This window comes from Bradyrhizobium sp. WSM2254 (assembly GCF_000472645.1).
Classification (GTDB): Bacteria; Pseudomonadota; Alphaproteobacteria; order Rhizobiales; family Xanthobacteraceae; genus Bradyrhizobium; species Bradyrhizobium niftali.
Genome location: NZ_KI421444.1, coordinates 233,875 through 253,299 on the forward strand (window position 1 = coordinate 233,875; position 19,425 = coordinate 253,299).

A 19,425-nucleotide genomic window follows, 5' to 3' on the forward strand; every position below is an offset into this window, starting at 1 on the left:
CGGGATGGGGAGGAGCAGCCATGACATCGTCCCAGCGCGGCCTGACGCGCCGCCAGTTTGGCGCGGGCCTCGCGTCGCTCGTGACGGTGGCCGCGACCACAGCCAGCAGTGAGGCGGCCTTGCCGACGATCGATACCCACGCCCATGTCTTTCATCGCGGCCTCAAGCTCGCGCCGGGCCGGCGCTACGCGCCGGATTACGACGCGCCGCTGTCGCTCTATCTGGAGCAGCTCGACCGCAACGGCATGACCAATGGCGTGCTGGTGCAGCCGAGCTTTCTCGGTACCGACAACTCTTATCTGACCGCGTGCCTGAAGGAGGCGCGCGGTCGCCTGCGCGGCATCGCCGTCGTCGACCCCGCCGTCTCCGCGGACGAGCTGCGCACGCTCGACCGCGCCGGAATCGTCGGCATTCGCCTCAACCTCGTCGGTCAGCCTTTGCCCGATCTCGCTGCCGGCGAATGGAAGACGCTGCTCGCAGGCGTGAAATCCATGGGCTGGCAGGTCGAGGTCCAGCGCAACGCGGCCGATCTCGCTGTGCTTGCGCCGCAGTTGCTCGATCACGATGTCACCGTCGTGCTCGATCACTATGCGCTGCCCGATCCAAAACTTGGCGTCGCCGATCCCGGCTTCCAGTCTGTGCTGAAGCTCGGCGCGTCGCGGAACGTCTGGGTCAAGATCTCGGCGCCGTATCGCAACGGGGCTGCGGGCGAGGATTTCGCGAACGCGGCCTATCCGCTGCTGCGCAACGCCTACGGTCTCGATCGCCTGTTGTGGGGCAGCGACTGGCCGCACACGCAGTTCGAGGCGTCGCAGGCTTACGAAAAGAACCGGCGATTTCTCGATACGCTGATCATTGACCAGAGTGAGCGCGCGCAAGTGCTGGCATCGCCGTATCAGCTCTTCCGCTTCTGACACGCCATCCGCGATTGCTCCGATTGCTCCGAATTTTGGGGCATGACGGACGATGTTGCCGGCTTGTAGACTGCCGGCGATGCAGCCGACCCGCGGCTGCGATTTGCGTGAGGAAAGCAAGGATGCAGCGCCGCTACATCACCGTCGACGTGTTCACCGACCGCGCCTTCGGCGGCAACCAGCTCGCCGTGGTGCTCGATGCCGGCGGCTTGTCGACGGCGCAGATGCAGGCGATCGCGACCGAGTTCAACTATTCCGAGACGACCTTCGTGCTGCCGCCGCGCGACAAGGCCAATGACGCCGAGGTGCGCATCTTCACGCCGGTCCGGGAGATGCCCTTCGCGGGGCATCCCAACGTCGGCACCTCCTTCGTGCTCGCGGGCCTTGCGAAGGAGCCGAAGCCGCGCCTCTTGTTCGAGGAAAAAGCGGGCCTCGTTCCGATCGACATCTTTCGGGAGCAGGGAAGGGTGGTCAGCACCGAGCTCACCGCGCCGCAGCCGCTCTCGCGTCTGGCGGAGCTTTCCGCCGCCGACGTTGCGGCCTGCATCTCCCTGACGGCCAACGACATCAGGACCGATCACCACGCGCCGCAGGTCGTCGGCGTCGGAACACCGTTCGTGGTGGCGGAAGTGAGTTCGCGCGATGCGCTGAAGCGGGCAAGGCCCGACGCGGCCGCCTTCGGCAGGGTGCTGCCGCGCGACGACGCCCGCTCGGTGTGGTTCTATACCCGCGATGTGCCCGCGTCGGAGGCTCCGAGCGAGCGGCAGGCGCGCATGTTCATGCGCGGCGCCGGCGGTCTCGCCGAGGACCCCGCCACCGGCAGCGCCACGGTCGCCGCGGCCGCGCTGTTTGCCGATCTCAATCCCACACGCGACGGCGAGTTGAAGCTCACCGTCGGCCAGGGTTTCGACATGGGCCGTCCGAGCCTGCTTCTGACGCGCGTGCGCAAGCAGGATGGCAAGATCGTCTCCGCCCATGTCGGCGGCAGCTGCGTGCAGATGATGGAAGGGACGTTCCGGCTGGCGGGGGAGGGGTAGGTCCATCAACCCGTCATTCCGGGGCGCGTGCAGCGCGAACCCGGAATCCACTCCTCCACTAGCTCTGCGGCCCGATGGATTCCGGGCTCGCGACTTCGTCGCGCCCCGGAATGACAGCGGCGGCTAAACCTGCCGCCCGGCCAAATTCCTCACCGTCACGCCATCCCGCTCCTCAATCACCTCCGCGATCATCTGGCGGTGACAGTGCGTGTGGTCGCGCTCGTAGCAGAGCAGGCACACCGGGCCTGCCTTCTTCACGAGCGCCGAGAGCTCGTCCATCTCTTCCTTGGCCTGCGGCGTCTTCAGGTGCTTCGAGTAGATATTCTCCAGCACATCGTACTGCCCGCTACGCGCGGCAAGGCGCCCCTCCTTGGGCGTGCCGAGCGCGGCGAGATGGACGTAGGCGATGCCGCGTTCGTCCAGTCCTGCGGAAAGCTGCTTCTTGGAAAAGCCCGGCCGGCGCGACGAGGTCACCGCGCGCACGTCGACGACGAGCTTGACGCCGGCCTGCTCCAGCTCGTCCAGCACGGCTTTGGGCGGCGTCTGTTCATAACCGATGGTGAAGAGCTTCCTCGCCTTTGCCATCGACCATCCTCAGCTCACCCGCGCGATCAGTTCCATGGCGCCGTGCGGCGCGCGCACCTTGCCTTCGTGGATGACGTAGGCGAACACGTCGCGCGGTTCTTTCTTCGGCTTGGCCTTGTCGACCTTCGGCAAATCGTCGGGTTCACTTCCCTCCGCCCAGTCCTGAAAGCGCTTGGCCCAGGCATCGAGTTGCTTCGGCGGATAACAGGTCTTGATCTCGTCATTGCCCTTCTGGAGCCTGGCATAGACGAAATCGCCGGCGACGTCGGCGATCGCCGGATATTTGCCGTGCTCCGCAAACACCACCGGCGTCTCGAACTCGCGGATCAGTGCAACGAAATCCGGCGCACAGAAACTGTCGTGGCGGACCTCGACGACATGGCGCAGCGTGCGTCCGTCGAGCTTGCGCGGCAGCAGCTCGAGGAACTTGCCGAAATCGGCACCGTCGAATTTCTTGGTCGGCGCGAACTGCCACAGCGCCGGCCCGAGATGGTCGCCGAGTTCCAGCACGCCGGAATCATAGAAGCGCTTGATGGAATCGCCGGCTTCCGCGAGCACGCGGCGGTTGGTGGCAAAGCGCGGCCCCTTCACCGAGAAGACAAACCCCTCGGGCACTTCGCTGGCCCATTTGCGAAAGCTCTCCGGCTTCTGCGAGCCGTAATAGGTGCCGTTGATCTCGATCGAGGTCAGCTTCGAGGCCGCATAGGACAGCTCCTTCGCCTGCGTCAGCTTCTCCGGATAGAACACGCCGCGCCAGGGCTCGAAGGTCCAGCCGCCGACGCCGATGAAGATATTGCCGGATTTCTTGGACACGGTTTTTGCTTTGGCCACGGAAGGATCTCGCGTCGACGTGGAGGGGAGGCCGGCATCCTAGTCAAACGAGTTGTGATTGGCCAGTTGCCGCGGCCCGTCTAAGCTTCGAACCAGATCATCTGCGAAGAAGGAGAACAAGATGCGGATGCTGATGCTGGGAGCGGCGCTCGTGATGACATCTGCTGCCATGACATATCCTGCCATGGCGGATGACGACGATGCCAGGGGCGCGCAGAAGCTCGCCGTGCAGGGGCGCGACGATTATTGGCATTGCCTGGCGCGGGAATATTCGCGCGACAGCAATCAGGGTCTGTCGGAACAGGATTTTGGCCGCTCGGTTGCGGGCGCCTGTCCGTCGGAGCGGCAATATTACCGGGTGGCACTGCTCGACTATCTCTCCACGCAATACCCGAGCATCGATTCCGGCGCCCATCTCGCGACCGCGAACAGGGCGGTGGAGTCGGCGCAGAAGGACATCGTGACGGCCTTCGTCAAGCGCAGGCCGCCGCAGAAATGATTCGAACAGCCGTTGCGGTCCCGTGGCTCTTCCGGCTGCGCGCTCATCCGTGGTATCAATGATCGCATCTGGAACAGGAATGGGCTTCCATGTCGTCTGAGTCGGTGGGTGGCATTTTGGGCGCGATCGTCGCGGCGGTCGTGCTTGCGGCCGCCGTCGTCCTCGGGCCGATCGGCCAGTACGGCAAGCCGCCCAAGCCCGCCAAGGTCGATCCGGCCTCGGCCGCCGCGCCGGCAGCCCCTGCCGCACCCGCGCCGCGCGGCCCGGTGATCAAGGAAGTCCCGAACTAGTCGTCGGCCCGAAAGAGGGTGCTTTTGCCCCTTGAAAAGCGGTCTTGCAGTCCCCATCTAGCCTTTAACGGCGACGTTGAGAGATAAACTCCGTTGCTGGAACGACCTTGGAATAGCTCAGGCTGCGCCGGATGTACGCGCGGTCCGCCGTTCCGGGGTCGTTGGCATTTTGGGACCCTTTTTGGCCCTTCCCCTTGGAAACCCCGGCTTGGCAGCGCAGGACGCGGCGGATATACGCTGCCGTCATGAATGAAGCGATCAGACCGGGCTCCGACAACCCGCCCCAGGCTCAAGAGGGGCCGGAACTGTCGGTCATCGTCCCGACCTTCAACGAGCGCGACAACGTCACGGTGCTCTACCGGCGCCTGGAGGCGACGCTCCCCAACGTTGCCTGGGAGGTCGTGTTCGTTGACGACAATTCACCCGACGGCACCTGGGACGTCGTACGCGCGCTGGCGCAGCGCGACAGCCGCGTGCGCTGTGTCCGTCGCATCGGCCGCCGCGGCCTGTCCGGCGCCTGCATCGAGGGCATCCTGGCCTCAAGCGCGCCCTTTGTCGCCGTGATCGACGCCGACCTCCAGCACGACGAGACGCAGCTGCCGAAGATGCTGCTGCTGCTCGCCAGCGACCAGGCCGATCTGGTGGTCGGCAGCCGCTATATCGAAGGCTACAAGAGCGAAGGCTTCAACAAGCAGCGCGCCGGCGCCAGCGCGCTGGCGACCGAGGTCGCCCGGAAGATGCTGCGGGTCGAGATCGCCGATCCCATGAGCGGCTTCTTCATGGTCCGCCGCGATCGTTTCGAGGAATTGGCGCCGAAACTTTCGGTGCATGGCTTCAAGATCCTGCTCGACCTCGTCGCCACCGCCCACGGCAGTTTGCGGGCGGTCGAGATTCCCTACACTTTCGGCGCCCGCCAGCACGGCGAGAGCAAGCTGGATTCCATGGTCGCGCTCGACTTCCTTGGCCTGGTGCTGGCCAAGCTGAGCAACGACACCGTTTCGCTGCGCTTCATCCTGTTCGCGATGGTCGGCGGCATCGGTCTCGTGGTGCACTTGACCACGCTGTTCATCGCCCTTCGGGTCTTCAAGGCGCCGTTCGCAGAAGCGCAGGCCGCAGGCGCCATCGTCGCCATGACCAGCAATTTCATCCTCAACAACTTCCTCACCTATCGAGATCAGCGGCTGAAGGGCTTCGCGCTGCTGCGCGGCCTGATCGCGTTCTACATCGTGTGCAGCGTCGGCCTGCTCGCCAATGTCGGCGTCGCCTTCTCGGTCTACGACCAGGAGCCGATCTGGTGGCTGGCCGGCATGGCCGGCGCGCTGATGGGCGTGGTGTGGAACTACGCGATGTCCGGACTGTTCGTCTGGCGCAAGAAATAGCTCACGATGGGTGGAGCTGACGCGCGGGTCGTCCGCAATACCGCGCTGTTGATCCTTGCGCTGGTGGCCCTGCGGCTGGTCGCGGCCGCCTTCACACCGATCACCTTCGACGAAGCCTATTACTGGATGTGGTCGAAGAACCTCGCCGGAGGTTATTACGACCACCCGCCGATGGTTGCCTACGTCATTCGCGCCGGCACGATGATCGCCGGCGACACCGAGCTCGGCGTCCGCCTCGTCTCGATCCTGCTCGCGCTGCCGATGAGCTATGCGATCTATCGCTCGGCCGCGATCCTGTTCGGCGGCGCCCGCCTCGCGGCCAACAGTGCCATCCTGCTCAACGTGACGCTGCTGGCCGCGGTCGGCACGCTGATCGTCACGCCCGATGCGCCGCTGCTGGTCGCCTCCAGCTTCGTGCTGTTCTTTCTCGCAAAAGTGCTCGAGACCGGCCGCGGCGTCTGGTGGCTCGCGGTCGGTGCAGCCGTCGGTGCGGCGCTGCTGTCGAAATACACCGCGATGTTCTTCGGGCCGGCGATCCTGATCTGGCTCGCGGCCGTGCCGAAACTCAGGCGCTGGTTCCTCTCACCCTGGCCCTATCTCGGTGGCCTCGTTGCCCTTGCGCTGTTCTCGCCGGTGATCCTCTGGAATGCGGATCATCAATGGGTCTCGTTCGCAAAGCAGCTCGGGCGCGCCAGGATCGAGGATTTCCGCCCCGTCTTCATCGCCGAGCTGATCCCGACCCAGATCGCGTTCGCAACGCCGCTGGTCTTCATTCTCGGCGCGATGGGGCTGCATGCGCTGACGTGGCGCCGGGCCGGCGCGCTGGCCTCGCGCGTGCTGATCGAGTCGCTGTTCTGGACCATCGTCGCCTATTTCGCCTGGCATTCGCTGCATGCCCGCGTCGAGGCCAACTGGTTCGCGCCGGTCTATCCGCCCTTCGTGGTTGCGGCTGCGGCCGCCGCCAACCTCGTGCAGTGGAAACCGCGTGCTCGCCGCCTGGTCGACTTTTGTCTGCGCTGGGCTGCGCCTGCCGGCATCGTGATGTTCGCAGCCCTCATTGTGCAGGCCAACACCGGCTGGCTGTCCGGCTATCGCCGCGATGCGACCGTGCGCAGCGTCGGCGTCGGCTGGCGCGAGCTCGCCGCGGAGATCGAAGCCGTGCGCGCCCGCACCGGCGCGACGTGCGTGCTCGCGCCGGATTACGGCACCACGGGCTGGCTCGCCTTCTATCTGCCGCGCGGCACCTGCGTGGTGCAGCAGAACCAGCGCATCCGCTGGGTCAACATGCCCGAGCCCGACCCAAAGCTGCTTGCCGGCAAGCTGCTCTATGTCGATGAGCTGCGCAGTGGCGGCCATCCCGCCGTCAACGACCTCTTTGCGCAGGTGACGCAGGTTGCGCAATTGCAGCGCAAGCGCGGGCCGCTCGTGGTCGAGACCTACGGCATCGATCTGCTCGAAGGCGCCAAGGGCGACGTGCTGGACCGCTCGCCGCCACCGGAAGCGCGGTAATCACCGTCGTCCCGGCGAATGCCGGGCCCCATACCGCGTGATCTATCGATGAGCGCAGGTGCTGTACCGCGTGACGACCTGTTCACTGCCAGTCTTCGCCAAACCTCTTCCTGTGGTTATGGGTCCCCGCTTTCGCGGGGACGATGGCGGAGTGTTTGGTGGGGCGGCCAGGGCCTCAATCGATCATCTCGGCCTTGGTCGCGGCCTGGCTGGGCCCGTTCCGGTCGCGCCAGAACCAGACGGTCACGACGCCGGAGCGGCCGCGGACCTGCGTGAGCAGGGGGCCTGTCAGGACGCCGTCGGGAGCGCCGTGGAAGTCGGCGGCATCCAGCAGCGTATCGGTCAACGCGAGCCGCGCATCGTTCTGGGCGGCGACCTCCATCAGCCGGCTCGCCACGTTGACGGTGTCGCCGGTCGCCGTGATGTGCTGGTGGCTTTCGCCGAGACGGGAGGCGACGATCGGGCCGAAATGCGCGCCGATCTTGAAACCGACCTGGCCCCCGATCGCAGGGGGCAGCGAGGCGATCCAGCGTTCGACGCCGCGATGCAGGTCGATCGAACATTTCAGCGCGCGCGCCGCGTCATCCGGCATTGCGTGTGGCAGTCCGAACAGGATCATGGCGCCGTCGCCGAGAAAGCCGGTGACCATGCCGCCGCAAGCGACTGCCGCCTTGTCGATCAACGCGTGAAACGCCTTCAGGAGATCCGTGAGCGCGTCCGGATCGGTCCGCTCGCTCAGCGCCGTGAAGCCGGAGAGATCGATGAAGACCACGGCGGCATCCTGCCGGACAGGCTTCGACAGGAAGTTCGGATCGCGCGCCAGCCACTCCTGCACGGCGGGTGCCTGGAATAGCGCGAGCGATCTGCTTTTGGCGGCGAAATACTGCGTGCGGCGGCCTCCCGCCCATAGCTGCACGCCGGCAAAGATCGCAACCGGCGGCACCGCGGCTGCGAGCGTGGTCGCGCCATTGAGCCAGATGCCATGGGTGAACGCGAACAGATTGAGCCCGGCCCAGGCGATCATCACCGCAGCTGCCGCGACGACGCCGAACGCGCTCCGCCGCCAGGCTAGCAGGCCCACCAGCAGCATCGGCAGCAGGATCGCGGCGAGCGCGTCGGCGATGTGCACCTTGCGGTCGCGCACGATGCCGTCGCCGGCGATGAGATGGGTGATCGCGGTGGAGATCACCTCGACGCCGGGCATGAGGGAATCGAACGGCGTCGGATAGAAGTCGCCACCGCCGGCGACCGAGGCGCCGATCACGACGATCCGGTTCTCGATGGCGGCGCGACTGAGCGTGCCGTCGAAGATGCTCTGCGCGCTGACGGTGCGGATGGTGCGGCGCGGACCGTAATAGGTGATCGGCAGCGCGAAGTCGGTGTCGGTCGGCACCGCGCGATCGCCCAGCATGAGGTGATCCGGCGCGATCGTCAGCGGCTTGTCGAGCGCGCGGGTCGCGACGCGCAGGGGGAATGACAGCTCGACCTTGTCGTGCGTCCGGAACAGCATCGGTATCGAGAGCGGCGAGCCGGATTGTCCCGTCGCGACGTTGACGACGCCGACCTCGGCGTGATCGGCAAATGCGGGCAAGGGCAGCAGGAAGCGCTCGGCCTGCGGCAGGACGGCGAGGGGACCCTCGCTGCTGGGCGCCACGGTCTCGCTGGCAGTCGGGAAGATCGCCGCGGCAGCGAGGACCATCGGACCGGTGGCGAGCGTGTTGGCCAGCGTGGCATCGCCGATCGCGGCGCTGCGGTCGACCAGCAAGAGGTCGATCGCGACGACCTTCGGCTTGAACTGCACAATGGTGTCGACGACACGGGCGAGATCGGCGCGCGGCAGGGGATAGCTGCCGCCGCGTTTGACGACGGTGTCGTCGATCGCGACGATGGTGACGAGATCGGGCGGAACCTGCACGCCGCGGATCTGCGTCCGCAGGTCGGTCAGCGTTGCTTCGAGGTGGTCGAGAAAGCGCAGATGGCCGTTGGCGTGAGCGGCATAGATGCCTGCACCCCACAGCGCAGTGAGGACGAGTGCCACCAGGATCTGAACGCGTCTAGTCATTACGTGCTGCAATCTTCTTTACGTACTGCAATCTTCTTCGTTTTGTCGTCCGGGCCTTATTGACCCAGTCTTGCCATCAGCGCGTCGACGCGCGGCTGGCCCCATGTCTTGACGGTCAATGGACCGGTTGCCTCGACATCGACGCCTTCGCCAGGGCCTAGAACGACGCCGCGTCCGCGGCTCCTGCGGCTCACGCCGACACGGCCGTCGGCGACGAAGACCGAGGTTTTTGCATCGGCGACGTCGACGGCCCATTTGGTGCCGCGCACGGCGGCGATCGCCTGCGGCGTCAGCACCTTGAAAGGATTGCCCCCGGGCTTTTTGGGCACCTCGACCAGCAGCGCTTTGCTGCTCAACTCCACGGAGTCTATATGTCCGTCGCGGTTGGCGTCCTTAAGTTCAAATCTGGCGCCGTTTTCCGCAACGATGGTGATGCCGTTGTCGCAGCGCCAGGTCTGCGTGCCGGCGGCGGAGAGCGACGACGTGCAGCCCGCATTGGCAGGCTGCGCGGCCACGTATCCCGTCAACAACGACGACCACGCCAGAGCCAAAAACCCGGCACGTGCGATCCCTATCATGCCAGCCTCCGTTTGCGTGGCACAGTTCAAGGCGATGTTGATACGGTACCGTATCACGCGCAGAGGCTGCTGAAAAGTGCCGCTTCTCGCAGGTATTTAGTTGCCGCGGCCTTTTCCAGACCGGCGCGATCAACTTTCAGTCAAGGAGCCGTGCTGCGTGAGCGCTTGGTGCCATGTGTGATGTGTGATGTGCGTGAGCGTTGCCGTCATGTCGCTGACGTCGGTGCGCCGAAAGACGGAGGGGACGCCCGCGCGCGCCAGCCTCGCGCAATGCTTCGCCGCTATGGTCCGGCGGTATTGAAGACCACGAAAATGACTTGGTTGGATGCGCCTAGAGAGGCCGTCTAAGACGTCCGCTGAGCGCACCGATCAGGCCGAGAATTATAGTTAACAGACGCGGCTAAGTCCGTAGTTCTGCGGACTTTTTTCTCGAAATGGGACAGCGCTAACGCGGTGCCTCATATCTGCCCGAACTTAATCTGCATTTAACTAAAAGTCGCCTTAATGACGCTCCGACCGCCTGCGAGATGCTGTTCCCGGATCGTGACCAGCGGCACTTCGAAGGGGGACTGAGTGACACCGTCCTGGACGCAAGGCGAATGAGTACGAGTATCGCTGCGCAAAGTAACGCGGCACGGAAGTCCAAAAATCCTGGCAAGAATCCACATCGGAAGCCTTCCCGGAAAATGACCACCCAAAACGTGCTTGGCGCCGCCTTGATCGGCTGCGTCATGCTTGGCGCCGGCTGGACCGTCTACAGCAACATCTTCGCCGCCAGCGTCTATCCGACCGTCGGCAGCAACGGCTACGACGAGCCCGTGATCAAGCGCGCGCCCAAGGTCGCGCTGCGCGAGGCGGGCGACGCCATCAAGGAAGCCTTCGCACTCCTGCCCGACCGCCTGCAGGTCGCCGCGCCGATCTCGCGCGAGATGTTCAACGAGCGCTTTGCCGCGGCTGCGACCCAAGGCGTGGAATCCAATGCGGCGAGTGCCGTAGCCCAGGCGCCCGCAACGAAGGTCGCCGACACCGCGAAGCCGAGCGTGATCGCGAAGGTCGCCGAAGCGCTGAAGCCGTCCGCCCCGGCCAAGGTTGCCGACAAGACTGCGGACAAGGCCAAGCGCGCTCCGGATGCGCAGATGCAACTGGCTTCGGCCGATCCGGCCGAGATCGTGCCGGCGCCCGAAGCGAAGCCAAGATCCTTTGCCGACCGCGCCAAGGCCGCGGTGATGTCGATCACCGGGCCGCGCCAGTCGATGGTCGAAAAGCTCTGGGGCAAGCGCGAGCCCTCCGGCGGGCTGCTGGCCTATGCCTCGGCCGATGCCAGCGTGACCGCGTCGATCGCGCCGAGGGAGCAGAACCCCATGCTCGGCGGTTCGGCGCCCTATGAGCGCGACACCGCGGTCTACGACATCACCGCCAAGATGGTTTATCTGCCCGACGGCACCAAGCTCGAGGCGCATTCCGGACTCGGCTCCAATCTCGACGATCCCCGTTCCTCGCGCGTCCGCATGCGCGGCGTGACGCCGCCGCACATCTACACGCTGAAGCCGCGCGAGGCGCTGTTCCACGGCGTGCCGGCGCTGCGCCTGACCCCGATCGGCGGCGAGAGCGCGATCTACGGCCGCGACGGCCTGCTCGCGCACACCTTCATGCTCGGGCCGAACGGCGACTCCAACGGCTGCGTGTCGTTCAAGGACTACTACGCGTTCCTCGACGCCTACCGCAACAAGGGCATCCGCAAGCTCGCGGTGCTGGCGCGGGTGGATTGAGGCGCTCGCGGGCGCCGTTCCGGAGCTCTATCGCTTCACGAAGGTGAAAGCGCAGGGACGAAGCTCGTTGCGCTTGCCGCTGCCGCGGGTGCGCTCGAATTGCGCGTCGATCGTGTACGCATAGGGCGAGCCGGGCGGAGCATTGTTGACCGTATAGGTGCTCTGGCCTGTCAGGCCCCGGGCACTCAGCGTGGTCTTTCCGTCGGGTGGTATCTGGCCGTCGATCAGAAGCGTGTTGGTCGTTCGCTGGTCCGGATCTTCGGCGTGTAACACGCCGTTCGTGACGGTGGCTGACAGGGCTCTCGTGTAGCCCTGTGCCTTGCCGGAAGAGGTGCAGTTCACGGTGACGTCCCACTTGCCGTCAAAGGTCTTGGTCTCGCCGGATGCCGGCGCAAGCGCCGTCTTCTGTTTGAGGCCTTCAATTCGCGCCCTGGCGAGGGTTGCGAAGATGCAATTCGGGAATCGGGCGAGATGGTCTTCGTAGGCACCCAGCGTGCCGATGCCATCCGCAGCCTTCCAATGGGCCTCTGCGGCCGCGCAGGGATCAGGCCGCGGCGCGGCTTGCGGGGCCGCTGGCGCGACCGTGACCGACACCGGCCCGTTCAGGTAGAACTTGCCGATGATCGAGAGCGACAGCTCCGGCAGCTGGGTCTTGCCGCTGCTGTCATAGACGTCGCTGCTGATGTCGCGAAAGACGTCGCCGATCTCCTGCGGCTCCTCGATGTGCTTCAGGAACGCCGTCGTGTAGGGGCTGTTGCGACCGGTGCCGTCGGCGGCGACCTGTCCTGATTGCGTCGAGAACGACACGATCGTGCCGCGCGGCGCTTCGACCTTCGACAGCCCGCGTCCGATCGAGGCGGCGCGCGTCATGCCCGCGGAGCGCTTCAGGCTTTCCGCCAGCGGATTGTCGCGGCAGGAATCGAGCACGAGGATGCGCAGGTTCTTGGCCTGCTGCAAATCGTTCACGATGTCGTCGACCCGCACGAAGCGCTTGAGGTCGGCTTCATCTGTCAGCACGGCATCGACGGGCATCAGATAGTTCACGCCGTTGTACTGCATCGCATGGCCGCTGTAGTAGAACATGGCGACGTCGGCCCGGCTCGCGGCGCGCGCGAAGCGGATGGTCAGGTCCTGCATGTCGGCCTGGCGCAGGTCGATGCCCTGAAGCACCTCGAAACCGCTGCGCTTGAGCGAGTTTGCTACGTCTTCGGCATCGTGCGACGGGTTGGGAAGCTGCGCCGTAGAGGCATAGGCGCCGTTGCCGATCACCAGCGCCACCCGCGTCTCCGCCGATGCGGAACCCAGGCACAGCCAGCATACGAAAAAAGTCAGGCAGAGTTCGGCCAGGCAAAATCTGGAAAGAGCACGCATGAATGCCCTCCAAGGAAATATTGAAAAATATCCCTCCAGATTAACGCATGCCGCGCGGGCATCAATGCCCTCGCTGTGGAACCGTCAGATTGGTCGTCCGTGACATCCTGTCACGCCGTGCTCGCCGCCACTGTCTTGCGCAGCGCCATCTCGGTGGCGATCGCCTCCCTCACGGCGGGCCGCGCCTGCATGCGTTCGAGATAGGCCGACAGGGACGGCCATTGCGCGACGTCGACCCCCGCGGGCCGCAGCAGCAGCAAGGCCCAGGTGAGGTGGGCATCCGCGACGGTGAAGCTGTCGCCGACGAGGAATTCGCGGCCCGCAAGGTGCGCTGATGGTACCGACAATGTCTGCGCGATGCGGGCACGCGGCTTGGCGAGCGAGCCGTCGTCCTTGTACCAGAAGGTCGGAAACAGGAACGCCTTGTGGATCTCGGTGCCGATGAAGCTCAGCCATTCCTGGAGGCGATAGCGATTGGGATCGCCGAACCGCGGCGCGAGCCCCGTCTCCGGCTTCAGATCGGCGATGTATTGCAGCACCGCCGCGCACTCGGTCAGCCGTTCGCCGTTCTCCAGCACCAGGACCGGCACCGCGCCCTTCGGCGAGGCGCCGCGGAAATCGCTGCCGTCGTCCACGACCTGCTTCGTCAAGAGATGCACCTGATGATAGCGCGCATCGAGGCCGGCTTCCATCAGCGCGATGCGGCTCGCAAGCGAGCAGGCCATCGGCGAGAAATAGAGTTGCAGCATCGCGTTGCTCCGTTATTTCAGCGCATCGCCGCGCGCGATGATCGCGAAGCGGTCGGATAGCTCGGCGAGTGCCACCTCGTGGATGGTCCGGGCGTCCAGCGTGCCGCCGCGGCCGTCGGGCAGGTCGCGCGTGGCGCAGGCGTCGGCGTCGATGGTCGTGCGAAAGCCGAGGTCGAGCGCGGCACGGGCGGTGGAGCTGACGCACATATGCGTCATGAAGCCGGCCAGCACGATGTTCTTCCTGTCGGTTGCGGCAAGGCGCGCCTGCAAATCAGTGCCGGCAAACGCATTCGGCAACTCCTTCTCGATCACCAGTTCGCCGGCACGGGGGCTCAGCTCGGCGACGATGGCGCCGCGCTCAGCGCCGCGATCGAACAGGCTGCCGGCCTTGCCGCGATGGGCGATATGGATGATCGCGGCTCCGCTCTCGCGTGCCCGTGCCAGGAGCGCAGCCGCCCGCGCGATCGCAGGTCCCGCGTCGGGCAAAGCGAGAGGACCCGCGAGATATTCGTTCTGGATATCGATCAGCACCAGCGCGGCGTCGCCAAGACGCGGCGGGTTGAGATCGGCACCGGCGAGCTGCAGCAGGGTCTTTGCGGTCGTCATGGTTTTGGAAATCTCCGGAGCAAAAGGCGCTGCGAACATAGCCCCGGGAATGCCTGCCGATATGCAGGGATATTGCAGCGGGTGGCTGCAATATTGCAGGCTGCGCCCGGCCGGTATAACCTCGCACGATGAACTGGGACGATCTGCGCATCATCGCTGCCGTCAGGGACGAGGGCACCTACGCCGGCGCCAGCGCGCGGCTGCGCATCGACGAGACGACGGTCGGGCGCAGGCTGTCGCGCATCGAGCGTGCGCTCGGTTTGCGTCTGTTCGAGGCCGCCGACGGCGTCCGCAGGCCGACGCGGAGTTGCGAGGCGGTGCTGGCGCATGTCGAGGCGATGGCCGCACATGCCGCCGAGATCGGTCGCGTCGGCGAGAGCCTGGCCGGTCCAGTGGGACGTCTGCGCATCGCCTCCACCAACACGGTCGCCGAGGAGGTGCTGTCGCCGCGCGCGAGCGACTTCCTGCGCGCCAATCCCGGCCTGACGCTGCAATTCCTCACCTCGAGCGAGAACGTCAAGTTCTCGCGCTGGGAGGCCGATCTCGCCATCCGGCTGCGCAAACCCGACAAGGGCGACTTCGCGATCTCCAGGCTCGGCGACGTCAAGCTCTATTATTTCGAGCCTGCTACGACCGAGGGCGAGCCGCTGCTGTGCGCCTATCCGGACGAACTCGGTGCCATTCCCGAGATGCAATTTCTGCGCACGAAGAAAGCTCGCGCGCGCTGCGTCACCGACAACGTTCGCGTCATCCGCAATCTGATCCGCGCGCATCAGGCCGCCGGCGTGTTGCCGGAGTATAGTTGCGCGGACTTGCTCGGCGATCGCCGCCTGCGTGCCACGCTGCTGCCGAAGCGGCGCGACGTCTGGCTGCTCGTGCAAAACCACCTCAAGCGCGACGCCGCAACGCGCGTGACGATCGACTGGGTGAGGGCGTGTTTCCAGGAGATGTCGCGCAGTTGACGTCACGTCGCGGTGTGACGATCGCGTCACAGCGCAAGGCGCGTGGCGAAAAATCTCAGCTTTCCCCCTTGCACCCCGAACGTGCTTCGTCTATTAGCCCGCTCCTTCGCTAGGCCATGGGTTCGGGCTCGTTGAGATCCCGACTGGCGCGATCCGGTTTCCGGTCTCGTGTTCCGCCGAACGAAGAAAACCGCAGGACGTAGCTCATGGAGAGCGTCGGGTTGCACCCGAAGGCATCGGTTCGATTCCGGTCTCCTGCACAAGGGATAGCTCAGTTTGGTAGAGCAGATGACCGTTAATCATCGTGACGCGGGTTCGAATCCCGCTCCAGCGCTCCGTTTCAGCCTGAAAAGCTGATACCTCTGAAGGGGACCGGACGCGCGCTTCAGTCGCAGTCCGGCCGTTTTGCCGAAAGGCTTTCCGTCCGAACCTAGACACTGTGAGACCGGCTTTGCGCCGCGGGTAGATACCGCTTGCGCTGATGCCGGGTGGCTCCGCATGACCGCTCGACACGCGTCGAGCGATCGCGCGCGTGCGCCCGTCGTCATGCAAGCTCAAGCCCCGGCCCGCCGATTTCCCGGGAAGCGTCGTCCGCGTCCTCACGTCCTTTGCAAATGAAACCAGCTGTCCGGCCGCGTTTGGCCGGAGGCAACATGAAGGAGGCGTGCCATGACTTCTGAAAAGACCTGGCACTTGCTGATGCTGAACGTGACGGTGAGGGATGGCGAGCGTGCGTTGCTCACGCGCAACGGGCAGCTCGTGCGCGTGCTCGCGCCCGGCAAGCATCGCCTGTTCGATCCCCTGCACGAGCTGAAGGCCGAGGTGCTCGACGTGGTCCGCAGCGAATTCCCTGCGGATCGCTACGCGGTGCTGAAGGCCGCGCGGCCCGATCTTGCCGCCGAGCTGTTCGAGGCGGTCGAGACCAAGGCGGACGAGATCGCCATCGTCAGCCTCGACGGCCGGCCCGTGCATCTGATGACGCCCTGGCAGGTGCGCGTCTACTGGAAGGTCGCGACCCGCATCGATGTCGAGCGCATCGACGTGTCCGCTGATCCCCGTGTCGGCGCGCGCCACCTGACCATGATCGAGCGCAACCGCTCGACCGTCGTGATCGAAGCGGTGGTCGAGAACCACGAGGCGGGCCTGCTCTATGTCGAGGGTCGGCTCGTGGAGCGGCTTGCGCCGGGCCGGCACGCCTTCTGGACCGTCGGCCGCAAGATCGAGGTGAAGCGCCTCGACCTGCGGCCCCAGGCGGTCGAGATCACCGCGCAGGAGATGCTGACCAAGGACCGCATCGCGCTGCGGGTGACGCTGACGGCGTTCCGCCGGATCGTCGATCCCGAGCGCACGGTTGCGACCGTGCCGGACGTGGATGCGTGGCTGTACCGCCTGGTGCAGTTCGCGATCCGCGAGGCGATTGCGGGCCGGACGCTGGACGAGGTGCTGTCTGCGAAGGCGGCGCTGGATGCGGAGCTGCGCGACTATGTGCGTGCACGCCTCGCTGAGTCCGGCGTCGAGGTGACCGACCTCGGCGTCAAGGACGTGATCCTGCCCGGCGAGATCCGGGAGCTGGTGAACAAGGTGGTGGAGGCGGAGCGGGTTGCGAAGGCGAACCTGATCCGTCGGCAGGAGGAGACCGCGGCGACGCGTTCGCTCCTGAACACCGCCCGCCTGATGGAGGAGAACCCCCTGCTGCTGCGGCTCAAGGAGCTGGAGTCGCTGGAGCGGCTGGTCGAGAAGGTCGGCCGCATCGACCTCCATGCCGGCAACGGCGAGGGCCTCGATGCCCTCCTGACCCGGCTCGTGCGCCTCAAGGCGCCCGAGAGCGCGTGAAGCAGAAGGGCCGCCCACGGGCGGCCCTTCATATCTCCGTTGTCCTCGCTTGCGGTGAACGCGCAAGCGGGCCGGCGCGACCAAAATCCTGCGAGGGGATTGCGCGCCCGCAACGGTTGCGTAATCTCGCGATGACGATCACGGTCTTGATCAGGGCAGGCCCATGACCACTCTTGAGCAAACGATCCGCCCCTCGGCGCAATCGCGGGAATGGAAGGCGATCGTCATCCTGATCCTGCTGATTCCGGTGCTGTGGTCGCCGCCGTTCCTGTTTCGCTTCTTCCTGTACCAGCCGTTCAACATCCCCTCCAATTCGATGGCGCCGACGCTGTTGGTGGGCGATTACGTCTTTGCCGCGAAATCGGCCTACGGCTACGACCGCTATTCGTTTCCCTATGCGCCGTCCTGGATCTCGGGCCGATTTCTTGCCGCCGATCCCGACTACGGCGACGTCGTCGTGTTTCGCACGGCGAAGGACGCCTCGGTGGACTACGTCAAGCGTGTGGTGGCGCTGCCGGGCGATCGGGTCCAGATGCGCGACGGCCGGCTCATCCTCAACGACAGGCCGGTGACCCGCGTTGCGCTTGCGAGCGTGCCTGGCGCCTCCACCTGCGGGCTCGAGCCCGGCGCGAAGGTCAAGCGCTGGCGCGAGACGCTGCCGAACGGCGCGAGCTATCTGACCTACGATTGCGTCGACAACGGCTACCTCGACAACACCAGCGTCTACACGGTGCCGTCGGGCCATTTCTTCGCGCTCGGTGACAACAGAGACAACTCCACCGACAGCCGCATGATGTCGGTGATGGGCTTCGTCCCGATGGACCATCTCGTCGGCCGGGTGACGCGGATCTTCTGGTCGCTCGACGAAAACGGCCGGTTGCGAGGCGAGCGGATGGGGAAGGTGTGGTGAGGGGCCGCGCCGCGGGCCCCCGCCGTCATTCCGGGGCGGCGCGAAGCGACGAGCCCGGAATCCATTGATCCGCAAGCTCAGCTCGCAATATGCGGATACAGGTCGATCCACTGAGGATTCTTCTCCTCAATCAGCCGGACCTTCCATTCCCTCCGCCACTTCTTCAGTTCTTTCTCGCGTTCGATGGCCGTGACGGGATCATCGTAGATCTCGAACCAGACCAGCGTGTCGACGGAGTAACGCTTGCTGAACCCTGCGACGACTTTGCTCTTATGTTCATGGATGCGGCGAACGATGTCGTTCGTCACGCCGAGATAGAGCGTGCCGTATTTCTTGCTGGCGAGAAGATAGACGTAATAGGCCATGAGCAAGTGGTGAAATGGATTCCGGGCTCGGCGCTTCGCGCCGCCCCGGAATGACCAAGACTGCCACTTTTGCGTGTATCATTCAAAAACAAAAACCCCGGCATCGCTGCCGGGGTTTCGTAGTCCTTGGGTGGTTGGACCTTAGAAGTCCATGCCGCCCATGCCGCCGCCCGGAGGCATCGCGGGGCCGGCGCCGCCCTTCTTGGGCAGCTCGGCGACCATGGCTTCCGTGGTGATCAGCAGGGCCGCAACCGAGGCTGCGTTCTGGATCGCGGTGCGGACCACCTTGGTCGGGTCGATGATGCCCTTCTTGACGAGGTCGCCGTATTCGCCGGTCTGGGAGTCGAAGCCGTAGGCGTACGACTTGTTCTCCAGCACCTTGCCGACGATCACCGAGCCGTCTTCACCGGCGTTGATCGCGATCTGGCGAGCGGGAGCCGACAGCGCCTTGCGCACGATCTCGACGCCGGTCTTCTGGTCGTCGTTCTTGGTGCGCAGGCCCTTGAGCTGCTCGGAGGCACGGAGCAGGGCGACGCCGCCGCCCGGGACGATGCCTTCTTCCACGGCCGCGCGGGTCGCATGCATCGCGTCATCAACGCGATCCTTGCGCTCCTTCACCTCGACTTCGGTCGCGCCGCCGACGCGGATCACCGCGACGCCGCCAGCGAGCTTGGCGAGACGCTCCTGGAGCTTCTCACGGTCGTAGTCCGAGGTGGTCTCCTCGATCTGCGCCTTGATCTGGGACACGCGCGCCTCGATGTCGGCCTTCTTGCCGGCGCCGTTGACGATCGTGGTGTTCTCCTTGTCGATCATCACCTTCTTGGCGCGACCGAGCATGTTGAGCGTGACGTTCTCGAGCTTGATGCCGAGGTCTTCCGAGATCGCTTGGCCGCCGGTCAGGATCGCGATGTCCTGCAGCATGGCCTTGCGGCGATCGCCGAAGCCCGGAGCCTTGACGGCCGCGACCTTCAGGCCGCCACGGAGGCGGTTCACGACCAGGGTGGCGAGGGCTTCGCCTTCGACGTCCTCGGCGACGATGACCAGCGGCTTGCCGGTCTGCACCACGGCCTCGAGCAGCGGCAGCAGCTCGTTCAGCGAGGAGAGCTTCTTCTCGTTGATGAGGATGTAGGCGTCGTCCATCTCAACGCGCATCTTGTCGGCGTTGGTGACGAAGTA

The 19,425-nt window shown here is 65.4% G+C and carries 19 protein-coding genes and 2 tRNA genes; 12 read left to right on the top strand and 9 right to left on the bottom strand.

What is annotated here, in order from left to right; all coding sequences use genetic code 11:
- The first annotated feature begins 20 nt into the window (after positions 1 to 20).
- Together A3M7_RS0138910 and A3M7_RS0138915 are read left to right on the top strand one after the other, a co-directional pair.
- Entirely contained in the window at positions 21 to 914 is an 894-nt protein-coding gene (locus tag A3M7_RS0138910; protein ID WP_027548717.1) for an amidohydrolase, read from the top strand.
- 122 nt (positions 915 to 1,036) lie between these two features.
- A complete protein-coding gene (locus A3M7_RS0138915) occupies positions 1,037 to 1,951 on the top strand; it encodes a PhzF family phenazine biosynthesis protein (RefSeq protein ID WP_027548718.1) in 915 nt (304 codons plus the stop codon).
- 123 nt (positions 1,952 to 2,074) lie between these two features.
- Here A3M7_RS0138915 and A3M7_RS0138920 read toward each other — a convergent pair whose 3' ends face one another.
- Positions 2,075 to 2,536, bottom strand: coding sequence for a DUF488 family protein (locus A3M7_RS0138920; RefSeq protein WP_027548719.1), 462 nt, complete (start codon positions 2,534 to 2,536; stop codon positions 2,075 to 2,077).
- Between the two features lie 9 nt (positions 2,537 to 2,545).
- Complete coding sequence (locus A3M7_RS0138925) at positions 2,546 to 3,367, bottom strand: DUF72 domain-containing protein (RefSeq protein ID WP_027548720.1); 822 nt, start codon at positions 3,365 to 3,367, stop codon at positions 2,546 to 2,548.
- A gap of 121 nt (positions 3,368 to 3,488) precedes the next feature.
- On the opposite strand from A3M7_RS0138925, the gene A3M7_RS0138930 reads away from it, so the two are divergent.
- From A3M7_RS0138930 to A3M7_RS0138945, 4 genes are all read left to right on the top strand, one after another.
- Positions 3,489 to 3,866 carry a hypothetical protein gene (locus A3M7_RS0138930; protein ID WP_027548721.1) on the top strand — a complete coding sequence of 126 codons (378 nt, stop codon included), beginning with the start codon at positions 3,489 to 3,491 and terminating at the stop codon, positions 3,864 to 3,866.
- Between the two features lie 89 nt (positions 3,867 to 3,955).
- A complete protein-coding gene (locus A3M7_RS0138935) occupies positions 3,956 to 4,156 on the top strand; it encodes a hypothetical protein (RefSeq protein WP_027548722.1) in 201 nt (66 codons plus the stop codon).
- A 245-nt stretch (positions 4,157 to 4,401) separates the two neighbouring features.
- On the top strand, positions 4,402 to 5,535 hold the full coding sequence (locus tag A3M7_RS0138940) for a glycosyltransferase family 2 protein (protein WP_027548723.1): 1,134 nt from the start codon (positions 4,402 to 4,404) through the stop codon (positions 5,533 to 5,535).
- A 6-nt stretch (positions 5,536 to 5,541) separates the two neighbouring features.
- Positions 5,542 to 7,044 (top strand): glycosyltransferase family 39 protein, encoded by a 1,503-nt coding sequence (locus A3M7_RS0138945; protein ID WP_027548724.1) that lies wholly within the window; start codon positions 5,542 to 5,544, stop codon positions 7,042 to 7,044.
- Between the two features lie 175 nt (positions 7,045 to 7,219).
- Here A3M7_RS0138945 and A3M7_RS0138950 read toward each other — a convergent pair whose 3' ends face one another.
- Positions 7,220 to 9,106, bottom strand: a complete 1,887-nt coding sequence (locus A3M7_RS0138950) for a CHASE2 domain-containing protein (protein ID WP_027548725.1) — start codon at positions 9,104 to 9,106, stop codon at positions 7,220 to 7,222.
- Positions 9,107 to 9,162: 56 nt separating this feature from the next.
- Positions 9,163 to 9,684, bottom strand: coding sequence for a FecR domain-containing protein (locus A3M7_RS0138955; RefSeq protein WP_027548726.1), 522 nt, complete (start codon positions 9,682 to 9,684; stop codon positions 9,163 to 9,165).
- Between the two features lie 686 nt (positions 9,685 to 10,370).
- Between A3M7_RS0138955 and A3M7_RS0138960 the strand changes: the two genes are divergently transcribed.
- Positions 10,371 to 11,453, top strand: coding sequence for a DUF2778 domain-containing protein (locus tag A3M7_RS0138960; RefSeq protein ID WP_027548727.1), 1,083 nt, complete (start codon positions 10,371 to 10,373; stop codon positions 11,451 to 11,453).
- Between the two features lie 27 nt (positions 11,454 to 11,480).
- On the opposite strand, the gene A3M7_RS0138965 is transcribed toward A3M7_RS0138960, so the two are convergent.
- From A3M7_RS0138965 to A3M7_RS0138975, 3 genes are all read right to left on the bottom strand, one after another.
- Positions 11,481 to 12,824 (bottom strand): caspase family protein, encoded by a 1,344-nt coding sequence (locus A3M7_RS0138965; protein ID WP_027548728.1) that lies wholly within the window; start codon positions 12,822 to 12,824, stop codon positions 11,481 to 11,483.
- Between the two features lie 110 nt (positions 12,825 to 12,934).
- Positions 12,935 to 13,573 carry a glutathione binding-like protein gene (locus A3M7_RS0138970; RefSeq protein ID WP_027548729.1) on the bottom strand — a complete coding sequence of 213 codons (639 nt, stop codon included), beginning with the start codon at positions 13,571 to 13,573 and terminating at the stop codon, positions 12,935 to 12,937.
- Positions 13,574 to 13,585: 12 nt separating this feature from the next.
- Complete coding sequence (locus A3M7_RS0138975; RefSeq protein WP_027548730.1) at positions 13,586 to 14,179, bottom strand: cysteine hydrolase family protein; 594 nt, start codon at positions 14,177 to 14,179, stop codon at positions 13,586 to 13,588.
- Between the two features lie 128 nt (positions 14,180 to 14,307).
- Between A3M7_RS0138975 and A3M7_RS0138980 the strand changes: the two genes are divergently transcribed.
- From A3M7_RS0138980 to lepB, 5 genes are all read left to right on the top strand, one after another.
- On the top strand, positions 14,308 to 15,141 hold the full coding sequence (locus A3M7_RS0138980) for a LysR family transcriptional regulator (RefSeq protein ID WP_027548731.1): 834 nt from the start codon (positions 14,308 to 14,310) through the stop codon (positions 15,139 to 15,141).
- Between the two features lie 192 nt (positions 15,142 to 15,333).
- A tRNA-Ala gene (locus tag A3M7_RS0138985) sits at positions 15,334 to 15,401 on the top strand.
- A gap of 4 nt (positions 15,402 to 15,405) precedes the next feature.
- Positions 15,406 to 15,471, top strand: a tRNA-Asn gene (locus tag A3M7_RS0138990).
- Positions 15,472 to 15,810: 339 nt separating this feature from the next.
- Positions 15,811 to 16,974 carry a slipin family protein gene (locus A3M7_RS0138995; protein ID WP_049823963.1) on the top strand — a complete coding sequence of 388 codons (1,164 nt, stop codon included), beginning with the start codon at positions 15,811 to 15,813 and terminating at the stop codon, positions 16,972 to 16,974.
- A gap of 163 nt (positions 16,975 to 17,137) precedes the next feature.
- On the top strand, positions 17,138 to 17,884 hold the full coding sequence (gene lepB, locus A3M7_RS0139000; protein WP_027548733.1) for a signal peptidase I: 747 nt from the start codon (positions 17,138 to 17,140) through the stop codon (positions 17,882 to 17,884).
- Positions 17,885 to 17,961: 77 nt separating this feature from the next.
- On the opposite strand, the gene A3M7_RS0139005 is transcribed toward lepB, so the two are convergent.
- Together A3M7_RS0139005 and groEL are read right to left on the bottom strand one after the other, a co-directional pair.
- A complete protein-coding gene (locus A3M7_RS0139005) occupies positions 17,962 to 18,249 on the bottom strand; it encodes a GIY-YIG nuclease family protein (RefSeq protein WP_027548734.1) in 288 nt (95 codons plus the stop codon).
- A gap of 141 nt (positions 18,250 to 18,390) precedes the next feature.
- The coding region (gene groEL / locus A3M7_RS0139010) for a chaperonin GroEL (protein WP_027548735.1) at positions 18,391 to 19,425 on the bottom strand (1,035 nt) is incomplete at its 5' end.

What these genes read in the sequence shown, in the direction of transcription:
- A3M7_RS0138920 (WP_027548719.1), bottom strand. Translation starts at nt 2,536, where the DNA reads ATGGCAAAGGCGAGGAAGCTCTTCACCATCGGTTATGAACAGACGCCG.
- A3M7_RS0138965 (WP_027548728.1), bottom strand. Translation starts at nt 12,824, where the DNA reads ATGCGTGCTCTTTCCAGATTTTGCCTGGCCGAACTCTGCCTGACTTTT.
- A3M7_RS0138935 (WP_027548722.1), top strand. Translation starts at nt 3,956, where the DNA reads ATGTCGTCTGAGTCGGTGGGTGGCATTTTGGGCGCGATCGTCGCGGCG.
- A3M7_RS0138995 (WP_049823963.1), top strand. Translation starts at nt 15,811, where the DNA reads ATGACTTCTGAAAAGACCTGGCACTTGCTGATGCTGAACGTGACGGTG.
- A3M7_RS0138915 (WP_027548718.1), top strand. Translation starts at nt 1,037, where the DNA reads ATGCAGCGCCGCTACATCACCGTCGACGTGTTCACCGACCGCGCCTTC.
- lepB (WP_027548733.1), top strand. Translation starts at nt 17,138, where the DNA reads ATGACCACTCTTGAGCAAACGATCCGCCCCTCGGCGCAATCGCGGGAA.
- A3M7_RS0139005 (WP_027548734.1), bottom strand. Translation starts at nt 18,249, where the DNA reads ATGGCCTATTACGTCTATCTTCTCGCCAGCAAGAAATACGGCACGCTC.
- A3M7_RS0138930 (WP_027548721.1), top strand. Translation starts at nt 3,489, where the DNA reads ATGCGGATGCTGATGCTGGGAGCGGCGCTCGTGATGACATCTGCTGCC.
- A3M7_RS0138975 (WP_027548730.1), bottom strand. Translation starts at nt 14,179, where the DNA reads ATGACGACCGCAAAGACCCTGCTGCAGCTCGCCGGTGCCGATCTCAAC.
- A3M7_RS0138970 (WP_027548729.1), bottom strand. Translation starts at nt 13,573, where the DNA reads ATGCTGCAACTCTATTTCTCGCCGATGGCCTGCTCGCTTGCGAGCCGC.
- A3M7_RS0138940 (WP_027548723.1), top strand. Translation starts at nt 4,402, where the DNA reads ATGAATGAAGCGATCAGACCGGGCTCCGACAACCCGCCCCAGGCTCAA.
- A3M7_RS0138950 (WP_027548725.1), bottom strand. Translation starts at nt 9,106, where the DNA reads ATGACTAGACGCGTTCAGATCCTGGTGGCACTCGTCCTCACTGCGCTG.
- A3M7_RS0138955 (WP_027548726.1), bottom strand. Translation starts at nt 9,684, where the DNA reads ATGATAGGGATCGCACGTGCCGGGTTTTTGGCTCTGGCGTGGTCGTCG.
- A3M7_RS0138980 (WP_027548731.1), top strand. Translation starts at nt 14,308, where the DNA reads ATGAACTGGGACGATCTGCGCATCATCGCTGCCGTCAGGGACGAGGGC.
- A3M7_RS0138945 (WP_027548724.1), top strand. Translation starts at nt 5,542, where the DNA reads ATGGGTGGAGCTGACGCGCGGGTCGTCCGCAATACCGCGCTGTTGATC.
- A3M7_RS0138910 (WP_027548717.1), top strand. Translation starts at nt 21, where the DNA reads ATGACATCGTCCCAGCGCGGCCTGACGCGCCGCCAGTTTGGCGCGGGC.
- A3M7_RS0138960 (WP_027548727.1), top strand. Translation starts at nt 10,371, where the DNA reads ATGACCACCCAAAACGTGCTTGGCGCCGCCTTGATCGGCTGCGTCATG.